The sequence below is a fragment of the Bradyrhizobium sp. ORS 111 genome, assembly GCF_045571485.1.
GTDB lineage: Bacteria > Pseudomonadota > Alphaproteobacteria > Rhizobiales > Xanthobacteraceae > Bradyrhizobium.
This window is the reverse complement of the sequence record NZ_CP120701.1, coordinates 2,810,422-2,836,146: the sequence shown is the minus strand read 5'-3', so window position 1 is coordinate 2,836,146 and position 25,725 is coordinate 2,810,422. Positions and strand designations below refer to the sequence as shown.

General features: G+C 63.3%; 21 protein-coding genes. 9 read left to right on the top strand and 12 right to left on the bottom strand.

The annotated features are described in order from the left end of the window. Positions 1-33: 33 nt before the first annotated feature. The 3 genes from mtnA to P6U30_RS12925 all read right to left on the bottom strand — a co-directional run bounded on the left by mtnA (position 34) and on the right by P6U30_RS12925 (position 3,152). Entirely contained in the window at positions 34-1,137 is a 1,104-nt protein-coding gene (mtnA, locus tag P6U30_RS12935; RefSeq protein ID WP_407169393.1) for an S-methyl-5-thioribose-1-phosphate isomerase, read from the bottom strand. Between the two features lie 41 nt (positions 1,138-1,178). Further along, positions 1,179-2,054, bottom strand: coding sequence for an S-methyl-5'-thioadenosine phosphorylase (locus tag P6U30_RS12930; protein ID WP_407169392.1), 876 nt, complete (start codon positions 2,052-2,054; stop codon positions 1,179-1,181). Positions 2,055-2,207: 153 nt separating this feature from the next. Next, the gene (locus P6U30_RS12925; RefSeq protein WP_407170444.1) at positions 2,208-3,152 is read right to left on the bottom strand and encodes a Bug family tripartite tricarboxylate transporter substrate binding protein; all 945 of its coding nucleotides are present in this window, start codon (positions 3,150-3,152) and stop codon (positions 2,208-2,210) included. Positions 3,153-3,939: 787 nt separating this feature from the next. Here P6U30_RS12925 and P6U30_RS12920 point away from each other — a divergent pair. Together P6U30_RS12920 and P6U30_RS12915 are read left to right on the top strand one after the other, a co-directional pair. Continuing rightward, positions 3,940-4,830, top strand: a complete 891-nt coding sequence (locus tag P6U30_RS12920) for an alpha/beta hydrolase (protein ID WP_407169391.1) — start codon at positions 3,940-3,942, stop codon at positions 4,828-4,830. Positions 4,831-5,205: 375 nt separating this feature from the next. After that, positions 5,206-6,537, top strand: coding sequence for an acetamidase/formamidase family protein (locus tag P6U30_RS12915; protein ID WP_407169390.1), 1,332 nt, complete (start codon positions 5,206-5,208; stop codon positions 6,535-6,537). Between the two features lie 356 nt (positions 6,538-6,893). Here P6U30_RS12915 and P6U30_RS12910 read toward each other — a convergent pair whose 3' ends face one another. The 4 genes from P6U30_RS12910 to P6U30_RS12895 all read right to left on the bottom strand — a co-directional run bounded on the left by P6U30_RS12910 (position 6,894) and on the right by P6U30_RS12895 (position 11,601). Then, the gene (locus P6U30_RS12910) at positions 6,894-7,691 is read right to left on the bottom strand and encodes an enoyl-CoA hydratase/isomerase family protein (protein ID WP_407169389.1); all 798 of its coding nucleotides are present in this window, start codon (positions 7,689-7,691) and stop codon (positions 6,894-6,896) included. 33 nt (positions 7,692-7,724) lie between these two features. After that, the gene (locus tag P6U30_RS12905; RefSeq protein ID WP_407169388.1) at positions 7,725-8,921 is read right to left on the bottom strand and encodes a pyridoxal-phosphate-dependent aminotransferase family protein; all 1,197 of its coding nucleotides are present in this window, start codon (positions 8,919-8,921) and stop codon (positions 7,725-7,727) included. Positions 8,922-9,050: 129 nt separating this feature from the next. Continuing rightward, entirely contained in the window at positions 9,051-10,334 is a 1,284-nt protein-coding gene (locus tag P6U30_RS12900; RefSeq protein ID WP_407169387.1) for an MFS transporter, read from the bottom strand. 64 nt (positions 10,335-10,398) lie between these two features. Continuing rightward, entirely contained in the window at positions 10,399-11,601 is a 1,203-nt protein-coding gene (locus P6U30_RS12895; protein WP_407169386.1) for a pyridoxal-phosphate-dependent aminotransferase family protein, read from the bottom strand. Positions 11,602-11,734: 133 nt separating this feature from the next. Here P6U30_RS12895 and P6U30_RS12890 point away from each other — a divergent pair, with 133 nt between their 5' ends. From P6U30_RS12890 to P6U30_RS12875, 4 genes are all read left to right on the top strand, one after another. Then, entirely contained in the window at positions 11,735-12,487 is a 753-nt protein-coding gene (locus tag P6U30_RS12890; RefSeq protein WP_407170443.1) for a GntR family transcriptional regulator, read from the top strand. A gap of 97 nt (positions 12,488-12,584) precedes the next feature. Beyond that, positions 12,585-15,563, top strand: a complete 2,979-nt coding sequence (locus tag P6U30_RS12885) for an FAD-binding and (Fe-S)-binding domain-containing protein (protein WP_407169385.1) — start codon at positions 12,585-12,587, stop codon at positions 15,561-15,563. Continuing rightward, positions 15,556-15,984 (top strand): GlcG/HbpS family heme-binding protein, encoded by a 429-nt coding sequence (locus P6U30_RS12880; RefSeq protein WP_407169384.1) that lies wholly within the window; start codon positions 15,556-15,558, stop codon positions 15,982-15,984. Before P6U30_RS12885 ends, P6U30_RS12880 begins: the two co-directional genes overlap by 8 nt. Positions 15,985-16,375: 391 nt before the next feature. Beyond that, entirely contained in the window at positions 16,376-16,621 is a 246-nt protein-coding gene (locus P6U30_RS12875; protein ID WP_407169383.1) for a hypothetical protein, read from the top strand. A gap of 78 nt (positions 16,622-16,699) precedes the next feature. Here P6U30_RS12875 and P6U30_RS12870 read toward each other — a convergent pair whose 3' ends face one another. From P6U30_RS12870 to P6U30_RS12860, 3 genes are all read right to left on the bottom strand, one after another. Beyond that, positions 16,700-17,479, bottom strand: coding sequence for an enoyl-CoA hydratase/isomerase family protein (locus P6U30_RS12870; protein WP_407169382.1), 780 nt, complete (start codon positions 17,477-17,479; stop codon positions 16,700-16,702). 68 nt (positions 17,480-17,547) lie between these two features. Then, positions 17,548-19,647 carry a molybdopterin oxidoreductase family protein gene (locus P6U30_RS12865; RefSeq protein ID WP_407169381.1) on the bottom strand — a complete coding sequence of 700 codons (2,100 nt, stop codon included), beginning with the start codon at positions 19,645-19,647 and terminating at the stop codon, positions 17,548-17,550. 133 nt (positions 19,648-19,780) lie between these two features. Then, entirely contained in the window at positions 19,781-20,851 is a 1,071-nt protein-coding gene (locus P6U30_RS12860; protein WP_407169380.1) for an ABC transporter substrate-binding protein, read from the bottom strand. Between the two features lie 150 nt (positions 20,852-21,001). Here P6U30_RS12860 and P6U30_RS12855 point away from each other — a divergent pair, with 150 nt between their 5' ends. Further along, positions 21,002-21,976, top strand: a complete 975-nt coding sequence (locus tag P6U30_RS12855) for a tripartite tricarboxylate transporter substrate binding protein (protein WP_407169379.1) — start codon at positions 21,002-21,004, stop codon at positions 21,974-21,976. A gap of 88 nt (positions 21,977-22,064) precedes the next feature. Beyond that, a complete protein-coding gene (locus P6U30_RS12850; RefSeq protein WP_407169378.1) occupies positions 22,065-22,775 on the top strand; it encodes a molybdate ABC transporter substrate-binding protein in 711 nt (236 codons plus the stop codon). Positions 22,776-22,794: 19 nt separating this feature from the next. On the opposite strand, the gene P6U30_RS12845 is transcribed toward P6U30_RS12850, so the two are convergent. Both P6U30_RS12845 and P6U30_RS12840 read right to left on the bottom strand, forming a co-directional pair. Then, positions 22,795-23,883, bottom strand: a complete 1,089-nt coding sequence (locus tag P6U30_RS12845; RefSeq protein WP_280980713.1) for an IS630 family transposase — start codon at positions 23,881-23,883, stop codon at positions 22,795-22,797. 200 nt (positions 23,884-24,083) lie between these two features. Continuing rightward, on the bottom strand, positions 24,084-24,890 hold the full coding sequence (locus P6U30_RS12840; RefSeq protein WP_407169377.1) for an SDR family NAD(P)-dependent oxidoreductase: 807 nt from the start codon (positions 24,888-24,890) through the stop codon (positions 24,084-24,086). 98 nt (positions 24,891-24,988) lie between these two features. Here P6U30_RS12840 and P6U30_RS12835 point away from each other — a divergent pair, with 98 nt between their 5' ends. After that, complete coding sequence (locus P6U30_RS12835; protein WP_407169376.1) at positions 24,989-25,708, top strand: GntR family transcriptional regulator; 720 nt, start codon at positions 24,989-24,991, stop codon at positions 25,706-25,708. The last annotated feature ends 17 nt before the right edge of the window (positions 25,709-25,725 follow it).

Genomic DNA, 25,725 nt, shown 5'->3' with positions numbered 1-25,725 from the left:
AGCGTGCTGATACAGTCACGGTCAATGCGGCCTTCAGCTAACGCCGGAGCGTTCGGGAAACGCGCTCGCAAGTGCAGCACGATCCGCCCTGAGCACCCCGCGCTCGGTGACCAATCCCGTCACCAACCGCGCAGGGGTCACGTCGAAGCCGAAATTGGCCGCCGGCGAGCCGTCCGGCACCACGCGCACGGTCTCGATCCGCCCGTCCGCGGTACGCCCGGTCAGATGCGTGACCTCGCTCGCCGCGCGCTGCTCGATCGGAATCTGCCTGAGACCGTCGTCGATACGAAAGTCGATGGTCGGCGACGGCAGCGCAACATAGAACGGCACGCCGTTGTCGTGCGCGGCGAGCGCCTTCAGATAGGTCCCGATCTTGTTGCAGACGTCGCCATTGGCGGCGACGCGGTCAGTTCCGACGATCGCGAGATCGACCATCCGGTGCTGCATCAAATGGCCGCCGGTGTTGTCAGGGATCACGGTATGCGGCACGCCGTGATGACCGAGCTCCCAGGCGGTGAGCGAGGCGCCCTGATTGCGCGGTCGCGTCTCATCGACCCAGACATGAACCGGGATGCCGCGGTCATGCGCCTGGTAGATCGGCGAGGTCGCCGTCCCCCAATCCACGGTTGCAAGCCAGCCGGCATTGCAATGCGTCAGCACGTTGACCGGCTCACCTGGCTTCTTGGTCGCAGCGATCGCCTCGATCAGGCCGAGCCCGTGGCGGCCGATATCACGGTTGATCGCCACGTCCTCGTCGGCGATCGCGCGGGCACGGGCATAGGCCGCGTCCGTCCGCGCCGAAGCGGGCAGCGGCGCGAGCGCACGCTGCATCTCGTCGATCGCCCATTTCAGATTGATAGCGGTCGGCCGAGTTGCGGCCAGCATCTTGCCCGCCCGATCGAGTGCCGCATCGGACGCATCGGCGCGCATCGCCAGCGCGACGCCATAGGCCGCGGTGGCGCCGATCAGCGGCGCGCCGCGGACCAGCATCGAGCGGATCGCCTCGCCGGCCTCTTCTGCCGTCGTGATCCTGGCGACGATGAACTCATGCGGCAGCCGCCGCTGGTCGATCGCGCCGACCGACCAGCCGTCTGGTTCGAGCCAGATGCTGCGAAAATGCTGTCCGTCCACCTTCATGCCCTACGCCCTTCGCGTCGCGCGTCCCCTGGAAGACGTCTTCACGACCGCAACACCCGTCCGGCAACGGCATCGAGCTTGGCGAGCAGCACGGGATCGCGCGCCGGGGGCGCCGTGATCAGCGCGGTGTCCAGCGCGCGATCCGAGCCGATCGGACACGGCTCGTGCTCGTGCGGAAACTCCCGCGCCAGGCGCGCGACCAGACCCTTGGCCTTCTCCGCGTTCGAATTCAGCACGCGGATGATGTCCTGTACCGTCACGGCATCATGGCCCGGATGCCAGCAATCGAAATCGGTCACCATCGCCACGCTGGCGTAGCAGATTTCGGCCTCGCGGGCGAGCTTGGCTTCCGGCATGTTGGTCATGCCGATCACCGAATAACCCTGCGCCTTGTAGGTCAGGCTTTCCGCAAGCGAAGAGAACTGCGGTCCCTCCATGCAGAGATAGGTGCCGCCGCGCGCAAATGCGATGCCCTCGGCTTCGGCCGCAGTCGCAAGACGCCCCGCGAGGAGCGGCGACACCGGATGCGCCATCGACACATGCGCGACGCAACCCTTGCCGAAGAACGAGCTCTCGCGTTTGTAGGTGCGGTCGACGAACTGATCGACCAGAACGAATGTGCCGGGCGGCAGATCCTCTCTGAACGACCCGCACGCCGACAGCGCGACCAGGTCGGTGACCCCCGCCCGCTTCAGGACGTCGATGTTGGCGCGGTAATTGATGTCGGAGGGCGATAGAGCATGCCCCGGCCCGTGCCGCGGCAGGAACACGATCGGCAGCCCCGCCATCTCGCCGCGTCGCAGCGGCGCCGACGGCTCGCCCCAGGGGCTCTGGATTGCCTCCTCGCGGACGTTGTCCAGGCCGGGCAGGTCGTAGATGCCGGATCCGCCGATGATCCCGAGAACGGCTTTGGCCATGATCGCTCCTCACAGTTCGGCGACGGAGGGTTGACCCAGCCCAATGGGGGACGCCGGACGTTCGACTTGACTGCGGCGCAGTAATCACCGCTGGTCCGATCCTTGCAAGTCAATTTCGAAGGCAAGACAATCGGCCCGTGATTCCTGGGCTCGCTACTTCGCGACGAACCCGGCTTCGTGCATCAGCGTGGCGTTCTGCTTGTCGTCATCCTCCAGGAATTGCACCATATCCTTGCCGGTGAGGAAGATCGGCTTCAGCGCCTGCTTTTCCATGTAATCCTTGTATTCGGGCGTCTGCGTCACCTTCTGGAACAGGTCGACATAGAACGCCTGCTGCTCCTGCGTGACCTTGCCCGGCAGGAACATCGCGCGCAGCATCAGGTACTGCACGTCGAGCCCCTCCTCCTTGCAGGTCGGGATATCGTTCCACGACTGCGTGTCGGTAACCTTGGTCTTGTAGGAGATACGCTCCTTGTCGAACACGCAGAGCGCGCGAACCTGCCCGGCGCGCCAGACCTCGAGATTCTCGCTGGGATTATTGACGTTGGATTCGGTGTGGCCGCCGACCAGTTGCGTGGCGGCCTCGCCGCCGGACTTATACGGCAGGTAGGAGAATTTTGCGCCGGTCTTCTGCTCCACGAACACCGTCAGCACGTGGTCTTCGCGCTTGGAGCCGGTGCCGCCCATCTTGAACGGCGCGCTCGCCGCCTTCGCGGCCGCGATGAAGTCCTTGACCGTCTTGGGACCGGACGCATTGTCCCACAACACGAACTGGTCAAGCGCGATCACCGACACCGGGGTCAAATCTCGCCAGTTGAAGGGTATCTTGGCCGACAATGGCAGCATGTAGATCAGCGAATAGGCGATCAGCACCTTATTGGGATCGCCCTCGCTGGACTTCATATACATCAGCGCTTCGGCACCCGACGCGCCGCCCTTCAGCGAGACCACCATCGGCTGCTTCATCAGATTGTTCTTCTGGATCGCCGCCTGCATCATGCGCGCCATCTGGTCGGATGCCCCGCCCGCACCAGCCGCGACCACGATCTCGACCGGCTTGGTCGGCTCCCAGGCGAAGGCCGGCGCGCTGAGCAGCATCGCGGCGATGGCAGCCGTGGCTTTCACAATCTGTCCCACGTGTTTCTTCCCTATTGTTTGTTCGGCTGAGCAAAAACCTGCAAGGATGGCGGGTTGCGGTCATTGTGCGGATAATGGATGTGAGTTCAAGCCGCGAACTGCCGCATCCAGCATGACTTTGGAATGAGGCGGACACGCCTTTTCCGATTGTCGTCCTGGCGGAAAGCCAGGACCCAGCCTCCGCATCTGGTGATGAGCGCGCTCTGCCCCAGTGTCGCGCGGCAACGAGCATTTGTGGTAATGGGTCCCGGCCTCCGCCGGGACGACGACGGGATAGTTCTCACGCGATGTCTCAACACCGCCATTGCGAGGAGCGAAGCGACGAAGCAATCCACGCTTCCGAATATGCGGGACCATAGATTGCCTCGCTTCGCTCGCAACGACGGTTGTGGTTGCCACTTGGGCAAAAATCCGCGCTCTCGCGACATATTTTGTCCGAGCTTTGCTTCTCGTTTCGCCCTCCCTTGAGCCGCGCTTCTTGAAAACCGAAATATTTTTGCGCAAGGGGCTTGCGGCGTCGGGCAACCCAGTGCCAAGGGCACTCGTTATTGCGCGCAAGGCCGAATAACAGCACGCAACTTCGAATAGTACGACGGCTAAACTCGGGCGTGGCCAGCGCATTCGGTGTCGGCAGGCCCGGTGGGGCCTAGCCCGGGCCATCTTCGGCTGCCTTTGATCCGGAGCGGATATTTCTGTTACGCTACGTTTATCTCTCAGAAGCCCGACCAAAAACGACGAGGGATCACCGATGCGCACCATGAATCCCGTGCTTCGTTTGATTGTCCTGCTCGGAATATTGTCACTTACGACCTGGACGGCGGCCTTCGGAGAAAGCGCCTCGATCGTAACCATCCCGACTCCGCGCGGCGTCCAGCAACCCTTCATCCTGATCAAACCCGACCACGCGATCGCATCTGTGATCCTGTTTGCCGGCGGGAACGGTGTTCTCAGGCTGAACAGAGCGCCGCCTCCGCCGGTCGGAGCCTACGATTTCGTATCCGGAAATTTCCTCGTGCGTAGCCGCGAAAAATTCGCCGAGCACGGCTTCGTGGTGGCAGTCATCGATGTTCCTTCCGACCAGCCGAAGGGGATGAGCCCGTCTTTCCGCGTCAGCAAAGACCATGCGATCGACATAGGGACAGTCGCCGACTACCTGAAGCGCGAGGCCAATGTCCCGGTGTGGCTGGTCGGCACCAGCGCAGGCAGTTGGTCGGCGGCTCGTGGGGCCATCGGCGCCAGCCGCGACGGCATTGCGGCCGGCTCGATCGATGGCCTGGTGCTGACGTCCACCGTGACTCGTATTGTGCCAGGCTCCGCCTTCGCACGACTTTTCCCTGATATCGCCAGGGATTACCCAGACGGCGTGATCAGCATGGCGCTGTCCGAGATCAGAGTGCCCACGCTCATTGTCTCGCACAGCGAAGATGCCTGCGAGCTTACGCCGGCGGTTGACGCGCCGGCGCTCGCAAAGCGCCTCACGCAGGCCGCCAAGGTAGAGGTCGCTCTGGTCACCGGTGGCGATCCACCGAAGTCCGTCCCATGCGAGGCCTATGCGGCGCACGGCTACTACGGCATCGAGACGCAGGCCGTCGAGAAGATCGCCGACTTCATCACGGCCAACAGCAAGCGCAGGCCGTGATGCGTCTTCAAATAAATACCCCTAACCGTGACTTTGAAGAGGGCAAGCGTGGCAGCCATCTGACCGTTGGCGGTGCAGGCTGCGGCTGGCCCCCATGGATTGGCTGAAGCAAAGCGAGCATCGCCCGCTCGATCGTCGTCGGACGCTTTTGATCCAGAACGGAACCTCAATGTCGACGGCGAGCGAGCAACGTGGTAATGAAGTCCTGCTCGTACGTACGACAAAGCGAAGCGAGCTTTGTCAGAGGTCCGCGACAATTCCGCAATCTGGCCGTCGGGCAAGGTTGCGCGTCCAAGGCGGATTGTTTGATCGCGAGTGAGCGCGGCTAGCGGTCCATTGCGGCATACCGCGCGAACGCTTTCTTTGGGGGTCGTCATGTCCGAGACCCACGGCAACGGACGTGAACACGTCCGCCACCACGCTGGTCATCACGTCTGCGCCAATCTCTTCGGCTGCGGCGACGAGAAGGGCACGGGCATCATCCGCGAGGACATCAAGGATGCCGCGCTCAATGATCGTGCCCGCGACGCCCTTCTCCATATGGACGAGGTCGAACAGGAGACGCTCGACGGCTATTTGTCGGCGCGCGGCCATTGGCGCCGCAAGTTCCTGCAAGCAAGCAGCTTCATGGGCGCGCTCGCCGCGGTCGAGCCGTGGTTCGCAAGGCTGGCGCGGGCGCAGGAGTCCGGCGCAATTCCAAAGCGCCAATCCCATGGTGGAGGGCGCGTGCACGTGGTCCCCTCGACGAAGGAGACGGTGCGGCTCGGCGTGTTCGACGCCAATCTGGCACCTATTCTCACCATCGATTCCGGCGACTTCATCAGCTTTCCGGATACTTGGTCGCATTTCCTCAATGAAATGCAGCCGGGCGTAACGATCGACACGCTGGCGAAGCTGCGCATCGATAATCCGGGTAAAGGGCCGCATTCGATCATCGGACCGATTGCAGTCAACAAGGCTGAGCCGGGCGACGTGTTGGAGATCCGCTACGAACGGATCCGCCCCTACCAATGGGGTGCCGTCTTCAACAACCCCGGCGCGCTGGGAACCGGCCTGCTGCCGCAGGACTATGCTCAGGGCCAGGTGAAGTATGTCGATCTCGACCTGCGCGGCATGAAGGCCGCGTTCCTCCCCAACATCACCATTCCGTTGAAACCGTTCCAGGGCACCTTGGGCGTTGCGCCGCCCGATGGATTTTTCCCACCCCTAAGTCCCGGCGTCACCAGTTCGGTGCCGCCTGGGCCGCACGCGGGGAATCTCGATCTCAGCGATTTGTCCGAGGGCTCGACGCTTTACATCCCGGTATGGAAGCCCGGCGCGCTGATCTATACGGGCGACAGCCACGCGGTGCAGGGCGACGGCGAGATCTCGCTGACGGCCCTTGAGACCCGCATGAAGGAGTTGCGCATCCAGGTCATTCTCCACAAGCAGAAGAACCAGACCTGGCCGGTCGCCGAGACAGATGCACACTGGATTATCATCGGCCTCGACAAGGACCTGAACGCCGCGATGGCTCTCGCAGCACGCAACGCCATCAAGTTTCTGGCGGCCCGGGCGAAGATCAGCGAACTCGACGCTTACGCGCTGTGCAGCGTCGCGGTGAGCTTCCGCGTGACCCAGGTGGTGGACATCGTGCGCGGCGTCCACGCGCTGATACCCAAGTCCATCTTCGCGCCCCAACTCAGGCGCGAGATGACGGTGGTGTGAGTGGCGCGCCTCTAATTCGACTGCGCCACAATCGTCGTAACCCTCATGGCGAAGCTGTATGCAGTCTCGCGGAGCCATTTAATGGCCAGTGCAATCCCCGTCATTGCGAGCGAAGCGAAGCAATCCATCGCGCGGCGTCCGCGGAAGAATGGATTGCTTCGTCGCTTCGCTCCTCGCAATGACGGCTACACAGATTCACGCCTCAGGATGGGAGACATAACGTCTATGACGCAGTCGCGGTGAGGTTAAGTCGAATCGTCATCGCGCTTGAGCTCCCTATTTGAGCATGACCTCCGCGCAAACGCCGTTTATCGCGACGGGAAACCGCTCACACTTTTCCGGATCATGCTCCAGCGCTACTTGCCCTTCCAGTTCGGCGCGCGCTTGTTGAGGAAGGCGTCCATGCCCTCGCGGAAATCCTCGCTCATATAGGCCCGCAGGATCAGGTCTTCGCCCTCGTCGCGCGACAGCGTGCGGCGGATGCGGCGCACCGCCTCCTTGGTCACCTCGAGCGTGATCGGCGCGTGGCTGGCGACGAGCTTGGCGGTCTCCTCGGCGCGGCGCTGCAACGTCGCTACGTCGGGCACGACTTCGTTGAGCAGCCCAAGCGCCAACGCTTCGGGCGCTTCGACCAGACGTGCCTTGAAGATCAAGTCCTTGGTCCGCGCCGGACCGATCAGCGAGACCAGCCGCGAGATGTTGGACATCGAGAGGCAGTTGCCGAGCGTGCGCGCGATCGGAAAGCCGATCCGCGTCGCCTCGGTGCCGATGCGGATGTCGCAGCACGCGGCAATGCCGGCGCCGCCGCCGGTGCATGCACCGGCGATCGCCGCGATGACGGGCACGCGGCACTGCTCGAGCGTCCCCAGCACGCGGTCGATCCGGGCCTCGTAATCCAACGCATCCTGCGCCGTCTTGAAGGCGCGGAACTGCGAGATGTCGGTGCCTGAGGCGAACGCCTTATCGCCGGCACCGGTCATGATCAGCGCCTTGATTGAATGGTCCTGGTTGATGTTCTCGCAGATCGCGGCCATCTGCTCGTACATCGCAAAGGTCAGCGCATTGCGGGCCTGCGGCCGATTGAACGTGATACGCGCGATCCCATCCTCGACGGAATAGATCAGGTCTTCGGACGGAGTTGCGGGCGCGTTCATGTCTCGCTCTTTCTGCTCTTTGCGGTTTCAATTTCAGGCAACGGCCTTGGACGTTGGCGCTGCCTCGCGTCCCTTCAGGACCTCCATCGCCGCCAGCACGCCGCCGGCGCGATGCGGCACCTTGGCGAGATCGAGGCCCATCTCGACGCCCGCCAGCGTGCCCATCAGCATCAGGTCGTTGAAATGACCGATATGCCCGATCCGGAACACCTTGCCCTTGACCTTGTTAAGGCCGGTGCCGAGCGACATGTCGAAATTCTCCAGCACGACCTTGCGGAAATGGTCGGCGTCGTGGCCATCGGGCACGCGCACCGCGGTCAGGGCCGGCGAGTGTGCGCCCTGCTCCTGGCACTGCGTCTCCAGGCCCCAGACCTTGATCGCCGCGCGCGTCGCCTCGCTGTGGCGCTTGTGGCGGGCGAACACGTTCTCAAGGCCCTCCTCCTCCAGCATGTTCACCGCCTCGCGCAGACCGAACAGCAGGTTGGTTGCGGGCGTGTAAGGCCAGGTGCCGGCCTTGTTGATGTTGATGACCTCCTGCCAATCCCAATAGGAACGCATCCCCGGATTGGCCTTGGCGACCGCCAGCGCCTTTTCCGACACGACGTTGAAGCCGAGCCCCGGCGGCAGCATCAGACCCTTCTGGGAGCCGGCGATGGAGACGTCGATGCCCCAGGCGTCGTGCTCATATTCGAGCGAACCGAGGCCGGAGATGGTGTCGACCATCAACAGCGCCGGGTGCTTGAGGGCGTCCATGATCTTGCGCACGTCGCGCGGATAGGTGACGCAGGCGGTCGAGGTCTCGTTATGGACCACGCAGACGGCCTTGATCTTGTGCGCCTTGTCAGCGGAGAGCCTGGCCTCGATCTGTTCGAGATCGGCGCCATGGCGCCAATCGCCCGGAATGAAATCGACGTCGAGTTTGAACTTGTCGGCAATGCCGCGCCACAGCACGGCGAATTGCCCAGTCTCGCACATCAAGACCTTGTCGCCCGGTTGCAGCGTGTTGACGATCGCGGCTTCCCAGGCGCCCGTGCCGGACGACGGATAGATGATCACCGGCTGCTTGGTGCGGAACACCCGCTGCATCGCCGAAAGCACGGCGAAGCCGATCTCGGCGAACTCCGGACCGCGGTGATCCATGGTCGGCATATCCATGGCGCGCAGCACCCGATCCGGCACATTGGTCGGTCCCGGAATCTGCAGAAAATGCCTTCCAGTGTGCACGGTCATCGGCGTCCTTCCCGGTCTTGCCTAGGTCTTGGTGAGCCGCTCGCATATCACTATTCGCCGGGTTTGTCCTCTGCCCGGCGAAGGTCAGTCATGCATATCCAGCGGCGCCCTGGCGAGACATGCGGCCGCTCATTCGGCGGCCACCACCTTTCCCGGCGAGACCAGTTCCCCGGCCTCCTCGAACGGCCGTTCGGGATGCATCAGGAAGGCCGTGAAGCCGCCGAGCAGCAGGAGCCCGATCGACATCAGGAACGGCAAGTACCAGTTTCCGGTGGCATCGATGACGAAGCCGGCAACCAGCGGCGAGACGATGGCCGCGAGCGCCGAACCGGTGTTCATGATACCCGCAGCGGTGCCGGAATATTTCGCCGCGATGTCCATCGGGATCGACCACATCGGGCCGATCACCAGCTCCGCACAGAAGAAGCCGGCCGACAGGCAAAGCGCGACGACGGTGATGTCGTGAACGAACAGGATCGGCAGCAGCGACAGCAGCGCGCCGGCAAAACCGGTGATCGTCACGCTGAGCCGCGCCAGGCGCACATTGCCGGAGCGCTCGAGGATGCGATCGGAGATCACGCCGCCGATGCTGTCGCCGACGACGCCGGCCAGGAAGACGCCGGACGCGAACAGCGCCGAGTGCTTCAGATCGAGGCTGTAGTTGTTCTTGAAGAACAGCGGCAGCCAGTTGAGGTAGAGCCACAGGCACCAGCCGTAGCAGAAATAGGTCAATGTCACCGGCCACATCCGCTGCAACAGCGGGCCCCACGGCACCTTTGGCCTCTCGCCTTGCGGGCGCGCCGGCAGCGCCGCGAGCTCGGCGTCGGTGATCGAGCGATGCTCCTTCGGCTCGTTGCGGAAGTACCAGACCCACGCGATGCCCCACAGCAGGCTGACAACACCGAGCACCACGAATGCGCCGCGCCATGTCAGCCAGAGGATCAGCATGGCTACGACCGGCGGCGTCACCGCGTTGCCGAGCCGGGCGAACGAATGCGTCAGGCCTTGCGCGAAGCCGCGCCGGCTAGCCGGCGTCCAGTATTGCATGGCTCTCGTCGCGGTGGGAAAGGTTGCTCCCTCGCCGAACCCCAGCGCGAAGCGCGCGACGAAGAGAGCAAAGAGGCCGTGGACAAAGCCGGTCATGATGGTGGCCGCGGCCCAGATCATGCCGCACCAGAACAAGGTCTGGCGCGGGCCGAATCGATCGCCAACCCAGCCGCCGATCACCTGGAACAGCAGATAGGGATAAGCGAAGGCCGAGAACACCAGGCCGAGCTCGGTGTTGGACAGACCGAGCTCCTTCTGGATGTCGCCGGCCGCGGTGCCGATGTTGACGCGGTCGACATAGGTGATGAAGTACATCACGCACAGCATGGCCAGCACGACATGCGTGGCCTTGAAACGAAGCCTCATATCCTCCCCTCCAGATCCGCGATTTTTCTGAGTTCGCCGGCGTGCGGGATGTCGCAGGTGGTGGTTAGGTGCCGACCACCTTCAGATGCGGCGACGCATTGCGCTGGTCGCGCTGCTCGAGCAGCCTCATCGCGGCCTCGACGCCGCCCGAGCGGTGCGGGACGCCGGCAACCGACAGCCCCATCTCGACGCCGGTGAGTGCGGCGAGCAGGGTCAGTTCGTTACACTCGCCGAGATGGCCGATGCGGAACACCTTGCCGGCGACCTTTGACAGGCCGGCACCGAGCGACATGTTGAAATTGTCGAGCACGACCTTGCGAAACTGATCGGCGTCGTGGCCGGGCGGCATCAACACCGCGGTCAGCACCGGCGAAAATTCGGAAGGCTCCTGGCAGAGGACTTCGAGGCCCCATTGATTGACGGCCGCACGCGTGGCGGCAGCCAGCCGCCGATGCCGCGAGAACACGTTGTCGAGCCCCTCCTGCAGCAGCATCGCAATCGCCTCGCGCAGCCCATAGAGCAGGTTCGTCGCCGGCGTATAGGGGAAGAAGCCCTTGGCGTTCGGCTTCAGCATCTCTTCCCAATCGAAATAGGAGCGCGGCATCCTGTTGGTCCGGGACGCGGCAAGCGCCTTGTCCGAGATCGCGTTGAAGCCGAGGCCCGGCGGCAGCATGAAGCCCTTTTGCGAGCAACTAACGCTGACATCGACCTTCCACTCGTCATGCCGGTAATCGACCGAGCCCAACGAGGAGATGGTATCGACCATCAACAGCGCCGGATGGCTGGTGCGGTCGATGGCGGCGCGGATGTCCGCGATGCGGCTGGTTGCGCCGGTGGAGGTCTCGTTGTGCACGACCATCACCGCCTTGATGGCGTGCGCCGTGTCGGAGGCGAGCCTGGCCTCGATCTCGGCAGGGTCGGCGCCCCGCCGCCAATCGCCGGGCAGGAAATCGACCTCGATGCCGAAACGGCCGGCCATCTGGCGCCACAGCGTGGCGAAGTGGCCGGTCTCGACCATCAGGACCTTGTCGCCCGGTGACAGCGTGTTGACGATCGCCGCCTCCCACGCGCCGGTGCCCGACGACGGGAAGATCACCACCGGGCCCACCGTCTGGAAAATCTTGCGGCTGCCCTCGAGCACGGTGCGGCCAAGCTCGGCGAACTCGGCGCTCCGGTGGTCGATGACCGGCATATCCATCGCGCGAAGGATGCGATCCGGGACCGGGCTCGGCCCAGGGATCTGCAGAAAATGGCGCCCTTGATGCATGAAGAACCTCCCAATCGCCGTCGCCCGGCTCATCGACAAGACATTTTGCATTCATTTTTTGTCTTTTCAATCGACTTTTGGTATTCGATTGAGGCCATCGACGAGACCACGCCGGCAAATTATTGTTCAGAATATGAAATCCGCGATTCCCGAAGCCGGAGTTCCGATCACCCAGCCAGCCGCCGGCAACGGCGGCGACCGCCACGAGGCCTCGCTTCACGGCGAGATCCTGCTGCGGCTGCGCGACTATGTGGTGGAAGGCAACATTCCCGAGGGCGCGCGCGTTCCAGAACGACAGCTCTGCGAGATGCTGGGAATTTCCAGGACGCCACTGCGCGAGGCGCTCAAGGTCCTGGCCGCCGAAGGTCTGATCGAGCTGCTGCCCAACCGCGGCGCACGGGTGCGTCAACTCGGCCAGCGCGACATCGAGGAACTGTTCGATGTCATGGCCGGACTTGAGAGCCTTGCCGGGCGACTGGCCTGCGAAGTGATTACGGACGAAGAAATCAGCGCGATCGAGCGGCTGCACTATGAGATGTACGGGCATTATCTGCACCGCGACATGCACGGCTATTTCCAGATCAATCAGCGCATCCACGAGAGCATCGTCGCGGCCGCGCGCAACGAGACCCTGAAAACGACGTACGCCAACTTCGCGGGCCGGATCCGCCGCATTCGCTACGCGGCCAATTTCGCGAGGCAGCGGCAACGTTGGGCGGAAGCGATGCGCGAGCACGAGGCGATTATCGAGGCGCTGCGCCGACGCGCGGCCAGCGAGCTCAGCGATATCCTGTTTCAACACCTGCGCAACAAGCGAAGCGCCGCGATGGAGCATCTGGCCGAAGGCCAGGATGCCAGGGCCGAGACGGCAACCCAGCGCGGCTAGTCTTGCCCGTTATGAATTCATAATGTAACTCAAAAGCCGCGATAATGCATAATTCGCGGTAAGCGCCCTGCGCGCTGTGGATCATATCGGATCTCGGATGAAGAACGCCTCACCGCTCGAGCAGCGCCTGCGATCGAACCTGACCGGCGACGTCTTTTTCGACGCCTTCAACCGCGGCCGCTACGCGACCGACGCCTCGTTCTACCAGATCATGCCGGCGGGCGTGGTGGTCCCCCGCACCATCGACGAGGCGCTGCGGGCGCTCGCGATTGCGCGCGATGACGGGCGCATCGTCACCCCCCGCGGCGGCGGCACCTCGCAATGCGGCCAGACTGTCAACGACGGCATCGTGGTCGACCTGTCCAAGCACCTGAATCGAATCATCTCGCTCGACGTCGAGAACCGCTCCTGCGTGGTCGAGCCCGGCATCGTGCTGGACGATCTCAACCGCCAGCTCAAGAAGCACGCGCTGTGGTTTCCGGTCGACGTCTCCACCGCCTCGCGCGCAACCATCGGCGGCATGGCCGGCAACAATTCCTGCGGCGGACGTTCGCTGCGCTACGGCACCATGCGCGACAATACGCTGTCGATGGACGCGGCACTGGCCGACGGCACGCTGCTGCATTTCGGCGAAGTGCCGCGCGATCTTGCCAAGGTGAACGCGCCCGATGGCGGCTTGAAGCTGTTCCGCGACATGCTCGACCTCGGCGAGCGCGAGGCGGCCGAGATCGCGGACAAATTCCCCAAGGTGCAACGCCGCGTCGGCGGCTATAATCTCGACTCGCTAGTGCCGCGCAACGCGCCGAACAACATAGCGCATCTCCTGGTCGGCTCCGAGGGCACGCTGGCCTTTACAACGCAGGTCGAACTCAAGCTGTGGCCGGTGATCCGCAACAAGGCGCTCGGCGTCTGCCATTTCGGCAGCTTCTACGAGGCGATGGATGCGGCCCAGCATCTGGTCAAGCTACGGCCGATCGCGGTCGAGCTGGTCGACCGCACTATGATCGCACTCGGCCGCGAGATCGTGATGTTTCAGCCGATCATTTCGGCGGCGGTGCGCGGCGATCCGGACGCGATCCTGGTGGTCGAGTTCGCCGAAGAGGACCAGGCCGACAATCTCGCCCGGCTCAAGCAGCTCGGTGAGCTGATGGCCGATCTCGGCTTCGGCTGGGACAAGCCGCAACGCAAATGGGGCGGCGTGGTCGAGATCGTCGAGCCCGCGCTGCAGTCGGGCATCGCCGATTTCCGGGCCGCCGGCCTCAACGTCATGATGTCGATGAAGCAGGAAGGCAAGCCGGTCTCCTTTGTCGAGGATTGCGCGGTGCCGCTGCCGCATCTCGCCGACTACACCCAGCGGCTCAACGCCATCTTTGCCAAGCACGGCACCCGCGGCACGATGTATGCGCATGCCTCCGAAGGCTGCCTGCATGTGCGCCCGGTGCTCAATCTCAAGCTCGACAAGGACGTCAAGGCCATGCGCGCCATTGCCGAGGAAGCCTTCGAGATGGTGCGCGAGTACAAGGGCTCGCATTCCGGTGAGCACGGCGACGGCCTGGTGCGCTCCGAGTTTCACGAGGCGATGTTCGGCGCGCGCATCGTTGCCGATTTCCGCGCGGTCAAGCAGCGCTTTGATCCCGGCAACACGCTCAACCCCGGCAAGATCGTCGATCCGCCCCGGATGGACGACCGTTCGCTGTTTCGCTTTGCGCCGGATTATCGCGTCGGCGAATTGCAGACCGTGCTCGACTGGTCGGCCTATCCCGGTGCCGGCGGCGGCTTCCAGGGCGCGGTCGAGATGTGCAACAACAACGGCGCCTGCCGCAAGCTCGAGGGCGGCGTGATGTGCCCGTCCTATCGCGCCACCCGCAACGAGGCGGATGTCACCCGCGGCCGCGCCAACACGCTGCGGCTCGCGATCTCCGGTCAACTCGGCCCAGACGCGCTGGCCTCCGACGCGATGATGGAGACGTTGAAGCTCTGCGTCTCCTGCAAGGCCTGCCGGCACGAATGCCCGACCGGCGTCGATATGGCCAAGATGAAGATCGAGGTGCTGGCGGCTCGCGCAAGCACGCACGGCCTGTCGCTGCGCGATCGGCTGGTCGGCTATCTGCCGCGCTACGTCGACATCGCATCGCGCTTCGCCTTGCTGGCGAACTGGCGAAACCACAGCGCGCTGTTGCGCACGCTGTTCGAGCGATTTGCCGGCATCAGTGCTCAGCGCAGCCTACCTGAGTTTCGCCGTGACACGTTCCGGCCCGACGCCGAGGCATTCGGCCCGGTAGGCGGCCGTGAGGTGGTCCTGTTCGCCGACACCTTCAACCGCGCTTACGAGCGCGAGAACCTCGATGCCGCACTCGAGGTGCTGGTCGCCGGCGGCTATCGCGTGCATCTGCCGAAACCATCTAATGGCGCGCGGCCGCTCTGCTGCGGGCGGACGTTCCTCTCTGCAGGTCTGGTCGATCAGGCCCGTTCGGAACTGGACCGGCTGGTTGCAACCTACGCACCGTTCGCAGCCCGCGGCGTGCCGATCATCGGGCTGGAGCCGAGTTGCCTGCTGACGCTGCGAGACGAGTTGCTGTCGCTGCGGTCTGACGACACCGCGAAAAAGATCAGCGACAGCGCGATGCTGTTCGAGGAATTCTTGGTGCGCGAAGCGGAGGCCGGGCGCCTTAGGCTGCCGCTCGGGCCTGTCGGCGAAAGGGCCGTCGTCCACGGCCATTGCCATCAGAAATCGTTTGGCGCGTTCAAACCTGTCGAGAAGGTGCTCCGCCTGGTGCCTGACCTTCGTGTCGAAACCATCGAGTCCAGTTGCTGCGGGATGGCCGGCGCTTTCGGCTATGGCGCCGAGACCTACCACGCTTCGATCGAGATGGCCGAACTGTCGCTGCTGCCGGCCGTGCGCAGCGCGGATCAAGGTACACTGATTGTGGCGGATGGAACTTCGTGCCGGCACCAGATCAAAGACGGCAGCGGACGCACCCCGCTTCACGTCGCCAGCGTATTGGCGAAGAGCCTCAATTGTGCGAAGTCCAACTCCGAAAAGTTATCGCCGACAAGGGAAGAGGCCCATGGCTGAGCTCACCCTCGACATTGCCCGCAAGATCCTCGATGCCGCCTTGGCCAAAGCGGTCGAGAAGAAGCTCAAGCCGCTCGTCGTCACGATTCTGGACGCCCGCGGCGCCGTGAAGCTGGCGGCAGCACAGGATGGCACCAGCCTGATGCGGGCCGAGATCGCTCATGGCAAGGCGTACGGCGCACTGGCGATGGGAATGGGATCGCGGGCACTGTTCCAGCGCGCACAGGAGCAGGCCTATTTCATCGACGCCGTGAACACACTCGCGCAGGGCCGCATGGTGCCGGTGCCCGGCGGCGTCCTGATCCTCGACGGCGGCACGCTGCTCGGCGCGGTCGGCATCAGCGGCGACACGTCGGATAACGACGAAGCTTGCGCGATAGCCGGCATCGAGGCCGCCGGACTGAAGGCGAATGCGGGATAGCCGCGCGCATTTGCTGCAGCGCAAAAAAGAAGCCTTTATAGACTTTGGCAACAAGATGCGGCCATGATCGTGACCGCATCTATCGATTGCGCCGGTCGAATGGCCCAGTTCTGGTGCCACTCGGCCCTTCAGACGATGCAGAGTATTGGATCTAGGCCGATTTTATTCATTGCGTTCTCGAATGTTTTTTGGAGCCCGAATTTGAACGACGACCTCTTGCCCAGGCTCGTTGTCACCGTCGTCGTCCTGATTGGACTATTGACGTTGCACGTCTCCACATGGCTGCGGCCGGCGGCATGTCAGCCGACATGCGCGACCGATCTGTCGGCGATCCGGCGCCCCGCGCAATAATCGTCTTTTGCGATGTCCGATGTCTGACGACGTTTCCCAATTGGATTTCGGCGCCGCGGCGCGTCTCTACAAATGGCCTTCGCTCGGCAATTCGCGCCGCGAGGATCGCGTGCCGTACATGGTCTCGAACGGGACGCTCGACGAATGCATTCAGGAATTCATGGCCAAGCCGGAGAAATCTCGCCACCTCTATGAGATCCGCACAACGGCTCAAGCCCCGCTGATTCCCGAGATATTGTCACCTGAACACATCATCGAGCTGTCCCGACTCCGGGATTTCCTTTGACCGCAGGGGCCGATCGCCGAACCGCATCATGCAGGCGCACGCCATCGCCACACCGGCCTTCGGAGATGGCGACGACGCTTACCGGCCCGGCCAGGACGGCTTGCGCTTCTCCGAAAATGCCTTGAGTCCCTCCTTGGCGTCCTCGGTCATCGCCAGCAGAGCGATCTGGCTTTCGGTATAGGCGATACTCTCGTCAAACGACATCGAGGCAATCGCGCGCATGGCGTATTTGCCGCGCCGGATTGCGGTCGGCGACTTGTCGACGATGCGTCCGATCAGCCAATCGATCTTGGCGTCGAGTTCGGCGGCCGGCACGACGTAGTTCAGCAGGCCGGCGGCCTGCGCAGCTCTCGCATCAAAGGGCTCGCCGGTCAGCGCCCATTCATTGACGAGGCGTGGCGGCGCAATCGACTGCAGCAGACTCATCACCTGCATCGGAAATACGCCGACCTTCACTTCGGGCAGGCCAAAGATCGCGTGATCGGCCGCGACCGCCATGTCGGTCATGCACAACAGGCCCATGCCGCCCGCCATGCAGGCGCCGCCGACCCGCGCGATGGCGGGCTTGGTCGAATTCTGCGACAGCCGCAGCAGATCGGCGTAGTCGACATTAGGGCGCGAATAGTCCATCGCGAACGCTGCGCCGCTGTTCTGCAGGTCGGCACCGGCGCAGAACGCCTTGTCGCCCGCGCCGGTCAGCACGATGACGCGCACGTCCTTTTCCTCATGCGCGTCGCGATAGCCCTTGGCAACGCCTGCAATCACGTCAGCATTGAGAGCATTTCGCTTGTCGGGCCGGTTGATGGCAATCCAGAACGCCTGCCCGCGCTTTTCCAGAATGACGCTGTTGTCGGTCATGTTTCCTGCCATGTGCGCTGTTTTCAGCTCACATTTGCGGCAGGATTGGCATCAACTGCAAGCAGGATTTACGCCAGCGTCGACGCCTTCCGCACCCAGACCTTGTTGTCGTGGAACGCGGCTCCGCCGACAGGCGCGACGGCCTCGGCCCCGGTCAGCATATTGATGCCGCGACCGCCGATATGGGCCTTGTTCGGGTGAATCGACTCGGCGATCAGAACGCCGCGACGAACACCATCGAACAATCTTGCGGTCAGCGTGGTCTCGCCGCGCGTGTTGCCGAGCGTCACTGCATCGCCGTCTGCGATCGAAAGCCCCGCGGCGTCATCGGGATGGATCATCACGGTCGGGGCGCCCTCGCGGGCTTGCGAGGACGGCGTCTCGTTGAAGGTGGTGTTGAGGAAGCTGCGCGACGGCGATGTCGCAAGCCGGAACGGATGCTGCTCGTCCGCCTCCTCGATGATGGTCCAGTGGTCGGGCAGCGAGGGCATCCGCTCCCAGGCTCCCATCAGCCCGCCGCTCCCGACCGGGACCCGGCCCCAGTCGACCTTGAAGTGGAACTTGCTGTCGGCGTGGGCGAAGCCGTCGAGATAGTGCGAGGTACGGAAATCGGGCTGCAGATCGCGCCAAAGCTCGGCCTCGAGCGTCTCGATATCACCATGACCGCTCTTCTTCAGCGTCGCGTCAATCAGCTCGCGCGCGGTCATCTCGAAGCCGGGATGCACGGCGTTCAGGCGGCGGCCGAGTGCCTGCATCACCTCATGATTGGAGCGGCATTCGCCGGGCGGGTCGATCAGCTTCGGGCCGACCGAAATATGCTGGTGGCCGCCGCCATAGTAGAGATCGTCGTGCTCCATGAACATCGTCGCCGGCAGCACGATATCGGCCATCTGTGCGGTCTCGGTCATGAACTGCTCATGCACCGCGACGAACAGGTCCTCGCGAGCAAATCCTTGCCGCACCAGCGCCTGCTCCGGCGCGACCGTCATCGGATTGGTGTTCTGGATCAGCATCGCCTTGACAGGGCCACCACCCTTCAAAGCCTCGGCATCGCCGGTCAGGATACGGCCGATCTTGGACTGGTCCAGCACTCGCGTCGCAGGGTCGATCGCGTCATGCCCCTCGATGATGGACTCGTCGAAGCCCCAGATCCCAGCATTGTTGAAGAATGCGCCGCCGCCTTCGTACTGCCAGGCGCCGGTGACCGCCGGAATGCAGAGCGCGGCGTGCATCTGGGCGGCGCCATTGCGGCTGCGCGTGAAGCCATAGCCGAGACGGAAGAACGACCGCTTGGTCTGCCCGACCATACGCGCAAACACCTCGATCTCCTCTACTGGAACGCCCGAGATCGCCGAAGCCCATTCCGGGGTACGCGTCTTCAGATGCGCTTCCAGTTCGTCCGGGCAATCGGTGTAGCGCGCGAGATAATCGCGATCGGCAAAACCTTCGCGGAACAGAACATGCATCACGGCGCATGCGAAGGCGCCGTCGGTCCCCGGCCGGAGCAGGATCTTGATGTCGGCCTGCTTCATCGTCTCGTTGTTGTAGACGTCGACCGCCGCGATCTTTGCGCCGCGCTCCTTTCGGGCACGCGATGCATGCGTCATCACGTTGACCTGCGTGTTCACCGGATTGGTGCCCCAGATCACGACGAGATCGGAAACACCCATCTCACGCGGGTCGACGCCCGCGATCTTGCCGGTCCCGGCCGTAAATCCGATGCGGGCGATGGTCGAACAGATGGTGGCGTAGAAGCGCGAGTACTTTTTCACATGCGAGAGGCGGTTAAGGCCGTCACGCATGACGAGCCCCATCGTGCCGGCGTAATAATACGGCCAGACGGACTCGGCACCGAATTCCCGTTCCGCAGCATCGAAGCGCGCCGCGATTTCGTCCAGAGCCTCATCCCAAGATATCCGCGCAAACTGGCCGGAGCCCTTTGGACCGGTCCGGCGCAGCGGATACATCAGCCGTTCGGGGTGGTGAATCCGCTCCGCATAGCGCGCCACCTTGGCGCAGACCACACCGGCGGTATAGGTCTGTTGTTTGGAGCCTCGGATCCGGCCGATCGAGCGGCCCTCGAGGACTTCAACGTCGAGCGCGCATGCCGAAGGGCAGTCGTGCGGACAGGTGGAATGGCGGATGTCGACCTTGGCGTGCTGGTTCATGACGAATAGGTAACATCAAACGACCGATCCGCCGAGGGGCTTTATCGACCCGATTTGTGCGAAAATCGAGCATAGGCCATGCGCTGAACGCTCAAACAGGCAGGCCATCGACGCGCTCCGTTAGTCACGGCGGTCAAACGCGGAAGATGCGCGTGTAGCGCGATTTGATCGACTCTCCTTCCCGCTCCACCGCGGCCGGATCGTCTTTCATCGTCTTGATCTCCTTCAGCGGCTTCCGTCCAGCCTTTTCCTGGGTCTGCGCATGGACGGAGCGCAGACCGCCAATATCGATATTGAGCTGTTGCGCCTCGCGCCCCAGCGCGAACGCCTGAAACAGCTTCGCAGCATTCGGGTGCGGACAGTCCTTGAAGATTCCGTTCGGGCCAACAATGATCGGAGACCCCTCTGTGGCGTAGACCGGTTCGACCGGCCGGCCAGCCTCCTTCATCTGGAAGATGTTGTATTCGTTACCGTCGGCCATCACGGCGCGCTCGCCGAGATCGAGCTTCTTGGGCGGATCCGTCGAGGACTGCACCTGCATGATATTTTGCTTGGCGAGCTTCTCGAAATAACTCCAGCCGAGATCGCGCTGCATCTGATAGGTCGCGGTCATGATCGTGCCGCTGTAGCCGGGATGCGCCTTGACGATCTTGCCCTTCCATTTGGGATCGAGCAGATCGGCAAAGCTCCTGGGCGCCTCCTCGGCTTTCACCAGGTTGGTGTTGTACGCGATGATCGAAAGCCAGACGCGGAAGCTTGCGAATTGACCGTCCACGTCGCGGTGCTCCTCCGGATAGAACTTCGCGACCTCCTCGGGGACATAAGGCGCCAGAATGCCGTTCCGTTTCCAGACAATGAAATGAGCAGCGTCGGAAGAGTTCGCGACGTCCACCGCATGAATGTTGCTGGAGTATTCCTGGCCGATGCGCTGGAACACGCGCTCCGCGCCCGTCCGCTCGACGCGCACGGCGATCCCCGGATACTTCGCCTCGAACGCCCTTGCCAATTTCTCGGCAACCGGCAGATCGGTCGAGGTGTAATAGTTGACCTGCCCCTCCTTCGTCGCCGCCGCGATCAGCGCTGGCGTGACAGGCTCGGCCGGAGGTGCGGCGGCTGCGACCCGCGTTGAAAAGGCGGCACCGGCGAACACCGCACCGGAGCCGATCAGCACATCGCGGCGCGATGGCCCGAGACGTTTCCTCATTGGATTCCCCGCGCTTGATGGCGAAGTTGGATACAGAATTTCCCGTCAGATATTCCGACCGGGGACACGGAGTCTCTCGTCGACAACCCCTTCAGGTTGCAGCTAGACTTCCAATCAAGAAACAAGACTAAAGTCGGGGGGAGCGGATCAATGACTGATTTGCGGATTGCCCTTGCGCTTGTCGCGGCTTTGCTGGCCGCGCCGGTCCCCGCTTCGCATGCACAAGCCGATGACTATCCAGCCCGCCCGGTCAGGATCATCGTGCCGTTTGGCCCCGGAGGACCGGCAGACGTCACCGCGCGGCAGATCGGCAGCATTTTGCAGGAAAGCCTCGGCCAACCGTTCGTGGTCGAGAACCGAACCGGCGCCGGTGGCGTGATCGGCACGCTCGAAGTCGCGAAGGCTGCCGCCGACGGATACACGCTTCTCATGATGTCGAATACCCAGACCGCGAATGAATCGCTGGTGCCTCAGCGCAAGTATGAGCTGATGCGCGACATGGTGCCGATCGCACCGCTGAGCTATTCCGATCTCGTGATCGTGATCCACCCGGCCGTGCCAGCAAAGACGTTGCGAGAGTTTATCGCGCTTGCAAAATCGCGGCCCGGCAAGCTGAACTATGCATCGTCTGGCCAGGGCACGCCCTATCACATGGCGGGCGAGTTGTTCAAAACGATGGCCGGGATCGACATCGTACATGTCCCCTACCGCAACAGTGGTGAAGCCCGCAGCGGTGTCATTGGTGGTCAGGTCCAGATGATGATCGACGCAGTTCCGGCGATGGCGCCCAACATCACCGCAAACCAGGTCCACGCCCTCGCAACGACCGGCACGGCGCGCTCGGCGGTGCTGCCCGCCGTCCCCACAGCGATCGAGGCCGGCCTGCCCGGCTATGAAGCGACGATCTGGCTCGGCTTGATGGCACCGGCGGGCACGCCCAGGCCCGTCATCGACAAGCTGAACACGGCCGTGAACGCTGCGATCAAGCAGCCGGAGCTCCAGAAGCTCTGGGCAGCTCAAGGCGAGTTGCCGATGGCGATGACGCCGGAACAGTTCGATAAATTCTTGCGCGACGATATCGTGAAATGGGCCAACGTCGCCAGGCGCTTCAACAAGGCAGAGTAAATGCGCGTCCGTCCGAACAGGGGCTCATGACAATACGCGCCGCTGCACGGTCACTTAACGGTACGATCCCGGCCATGGAGTCCGACGGATGAAGACTCTGAAAATCCTGAGCGGTGGCGCGGCGCAGGGCTTGGTCGGCAGTCTCGCGCCGACATTCAAGGCGGAAACCGGCTTCGACATTGTCGGCGAGTTCGGCGCCGTCGGTGTTATGGCCGACAGGCTGCGCGCAGGCGTGCCGACCGACGTCATTATCCTTACTGCCGCGCTCGTTGACCGACTCGCTGGCGAAGGTCTGGTTTTGCGCGGTTCGATCACCGACATCGGGGAGGTCGAGACGGCGCTCGCTGTTCGTGCCGGCGATCCGCCGTCAAGCGTCAAGGATGCTGCCGATCTACGCGATGCCCTCCTCGCTGCGGACGCAATCTTCGTGCCCGACACCAAGACATCAACCGCCGGAATTCACGTCGCGAAGGTTCTCGCCGACCTCCGGATTGCGGGCGAGGTCGCCGGCCGGTTGAGAGTCTTTGCAAACGGCGCGACCGCGATGCGGCAACTGGCTGCCTCAGATGCCCGCCATCCCCTCGGCTGCACGCAGTCCACCGAGATCATCAGCACCGAAGGCGTGGTGCTGTCGGGCGCACTGCCGCCAGGGTGTGGGCTCGCGACGATGTATACGGCCGCGCAGGCCACACACGCGTCCGCAACGCGGCAAGCGCAACGGCTGATCGCGTTACTGGCGTCGCCCGGTGCCCGGGACCTCCGCAATCGCGCAGGCTTCGTCACGGATCTAGTGTCCTGAACCGGAAGTTCATGGCATTTTAGGCTTTGGCTGGCGCATTGTAAGCGCAGAAGCGTTCGATGGAGCTGAGAATGTCGTCGGCTGATCTGGTCCATCGGAATGGTCTTGGGTCGGCGTTGTGATGTTCAATGAAGGCGGTGATCTCGGCACGTAGCGCCGCCACACTGCGATAGATGCCGCGCCTGATTTTGCGCTCGGTGATGAGGGCAAAGAAACGTTCGACCTGATTGAGCCAGGATGAACTGGTGGGCGTCAGATGGACGTGCCAGCGCGGCCTCTTGGCCAGCCAGTTGCGGATCAGCGGCGTCTTGTGGGTTGCGTAATTGTCCATGACGAGATGAACGTCCAGATCGTCTGGAACGGCGGCCTCGATCTCATCGAGAAACTTGCGGAACTCTGTGGCGCGATGGCGCCCGTAACACTTGCCGATGACCCGGCCGGTTGCGATGTCGAGGGCGGCAAATAGCGATGTCGTGCCATGGCGCTTGTAATCGTGACTGCGGCGTTCCGCCTGACCAGGTCGCATCGGGAACGTGGGTTGGCTGCGATCCAGTGCCTGGATCTGTGACTTCTCGTCGACACACAGCACGATGGCCCGCTCGGGCGGGGCCACGTAGAGACCGACGACGTCGCGAACCTTGGCGACGAAGTCGGGATCGGTTGAAAGCTTGAAGGTCTCCAACCGATGCGGCTGTAAGCCGAAGGCGCGCCATATCCGCTGGACCGTCGAGACTGACAGTCCACTGGCCCGCGCCATGCTGCGCGAGCTCCAGTGGGTGGCGTTGGGCGGCTTCGTCTCAAGGGTGCGGACGATCACCGCCTCGATCCGGGCATCTTCGATCGTGCGCGGCGTCCCTGATCGCGGCCCATCCCGAAGACCTTCAAGCCGATGCTCGGCGAAGCGCCGGCGCCACTTGCCGACCGTATCGGGATCAATACCCAGGCGAGCCGCCACGATCTTGCTCTGCTCGCCGTCGGCACTGGCCAGGATGATCCGGGCTCGCTGCGCCAAGCCCTGCGCCGTGCTTCGGCGTGAGGCCAGCGACGTCAACTCAGCGCATTCAACCTCAGTCAATTCCAGCGGAGCAAAGCGTCGACCCATAACCATCCTCCTCAAACCATGAGGACAGTCTGCTATCTTCGAGTCGATTTGGAGTCCGCTGAACTTCAGATTCGGGACACTAGCGCATGCGGCAGCCCAGCGCACGATGGGATCAACCTAATCTGAAACAGCGGCGAAGGTCACCTCTCCTTTGGAGAGGTCAACCGAGGCCGCCGCGAGTCGATTCAAGCCAAACTCATCCCGCTTTAGCGCGCCAGTTGGGTCAGTCCCGTCGGCGGTCCATCGACCGCGGTCCAGCCGCCATCAACGAACAGCGTGCTGCCGCTGACATAGCTTGCAGCATCCGAGGCCAAATAGGCGACGGCGGTTGCGACCTCGTCGGCGCTGCTCCAGCGATTGAAAACGGTGTGTCCGGCATAGAGGTCATAGATATCGGGACGCTGCTTGAATGGCCCGGTCAGCGCAGTCTCCGCGATACTCGGCGCGATCGCATTGACACGGACTCCTGAACGTCCGACTTCGGACGCAAAGCCCTTCACCAGCAGCCCGATCGCCGCCTTGGTCGATCCGTAAACGGCAAGGCCGGGCTCGATTGTCACGGCGCGCACCGACGAGCAGGCGATCAGGCTGCCTCCTTGCTGCTTGACCATGATGCGACCGAACGCCTGGAAGAACCAGACGGTGCCTTTGATGTTGAGGTTGATGACCCGGTCAAGATCCTCCTCGGTGTAGTCGAGGATGGTCTTGCGGATATTGAGCCCTGGCGTCGTGACGGCAATGTCAATGCGGGGAAATTCCGTCAGCGACTTCGTGGCCAACGCCTCCACATCCGTACGGTCAGCGGCATCGCAACCAGCCGCCGTCGCCACTCCGCCTTGCGCGCGGATGGCTGCCGCGGTCGTCTCCGCACCGTCCCGGGTCCGGTCAGCGCACAGCACCAGTGCGCCAAGCGACGCCAGCGCTTCGGCCGACGACTTGCCGATCCCTGAAGCCGCGCCTAGCACAACGGCGGTCTTGCCGGTGAGATCGAAGAGCTTGCGATAGTCGATCATGTGACACTCCTTTCAGGGCGACCAGTACGCCCTTTCTCCGTTTGCACTTGGGCGCAGCGCTGGATATACTAATATATCAATTTTGAAAGCAAGCGTCGGTGCGGAGCCCGAAGAAATTTCACGTCGGATTGCCGGACGCGCGCAGGCGCGCCGGTCGGCCCCGCACCGAAACCGCGGCGGCCCGCATCTATGCTGAGCTGCGCGCCGAGTTGGTCTCCTTGCAACGTCGCCCAGGTGATCCAATCCTGGAAGCCGAGATCGCCCTTTCCTACGGCGTCAGCCGGACGCCGGTGCGTGAAGCTATCCTGCGATTGTCAGACGAGGGCCTACTCGAGATCTTTCCACAATCGGGCATCTTCGTGTCTCGCATCCCGTTGGCTGCGCTGCCCGAGGCGATCATCATCCGCCGGTCGCTCGAGGAAACCACAGTGCGGGTTGCGACCGAGCGAGCCAGTTCGAGCCAGATCCTCGGCCTGCACTCTATCCTGGAACGCCAGCGCGAGGCGATGGCGGCGGTAGATCGCGAGGCCTTCCATCAGGCCGATGAGGCCTTTCACGCCAACATCGCGGACATCGCCGGATACAACGGCATCTGGAAGCTCATCCTGCAGGTCAAGATTCACGTCGATCGCTTCCGGCGCCTTACCCTTCCGCAACGCGGGCGAATGGCAGAGGTCGTCACCGAGCACGAGACCATCATGGCCGCGATTGAGGCTCGCGATCCCGACGCCGCGGGAGCTGCGATGGTGAGTCATATCGAGCGCCTTCTGGTCGACATTGCGGACACCCCGCACAGCAATCCGGAGTTCTTCGACTAACAAGGCTCGTCGACGTG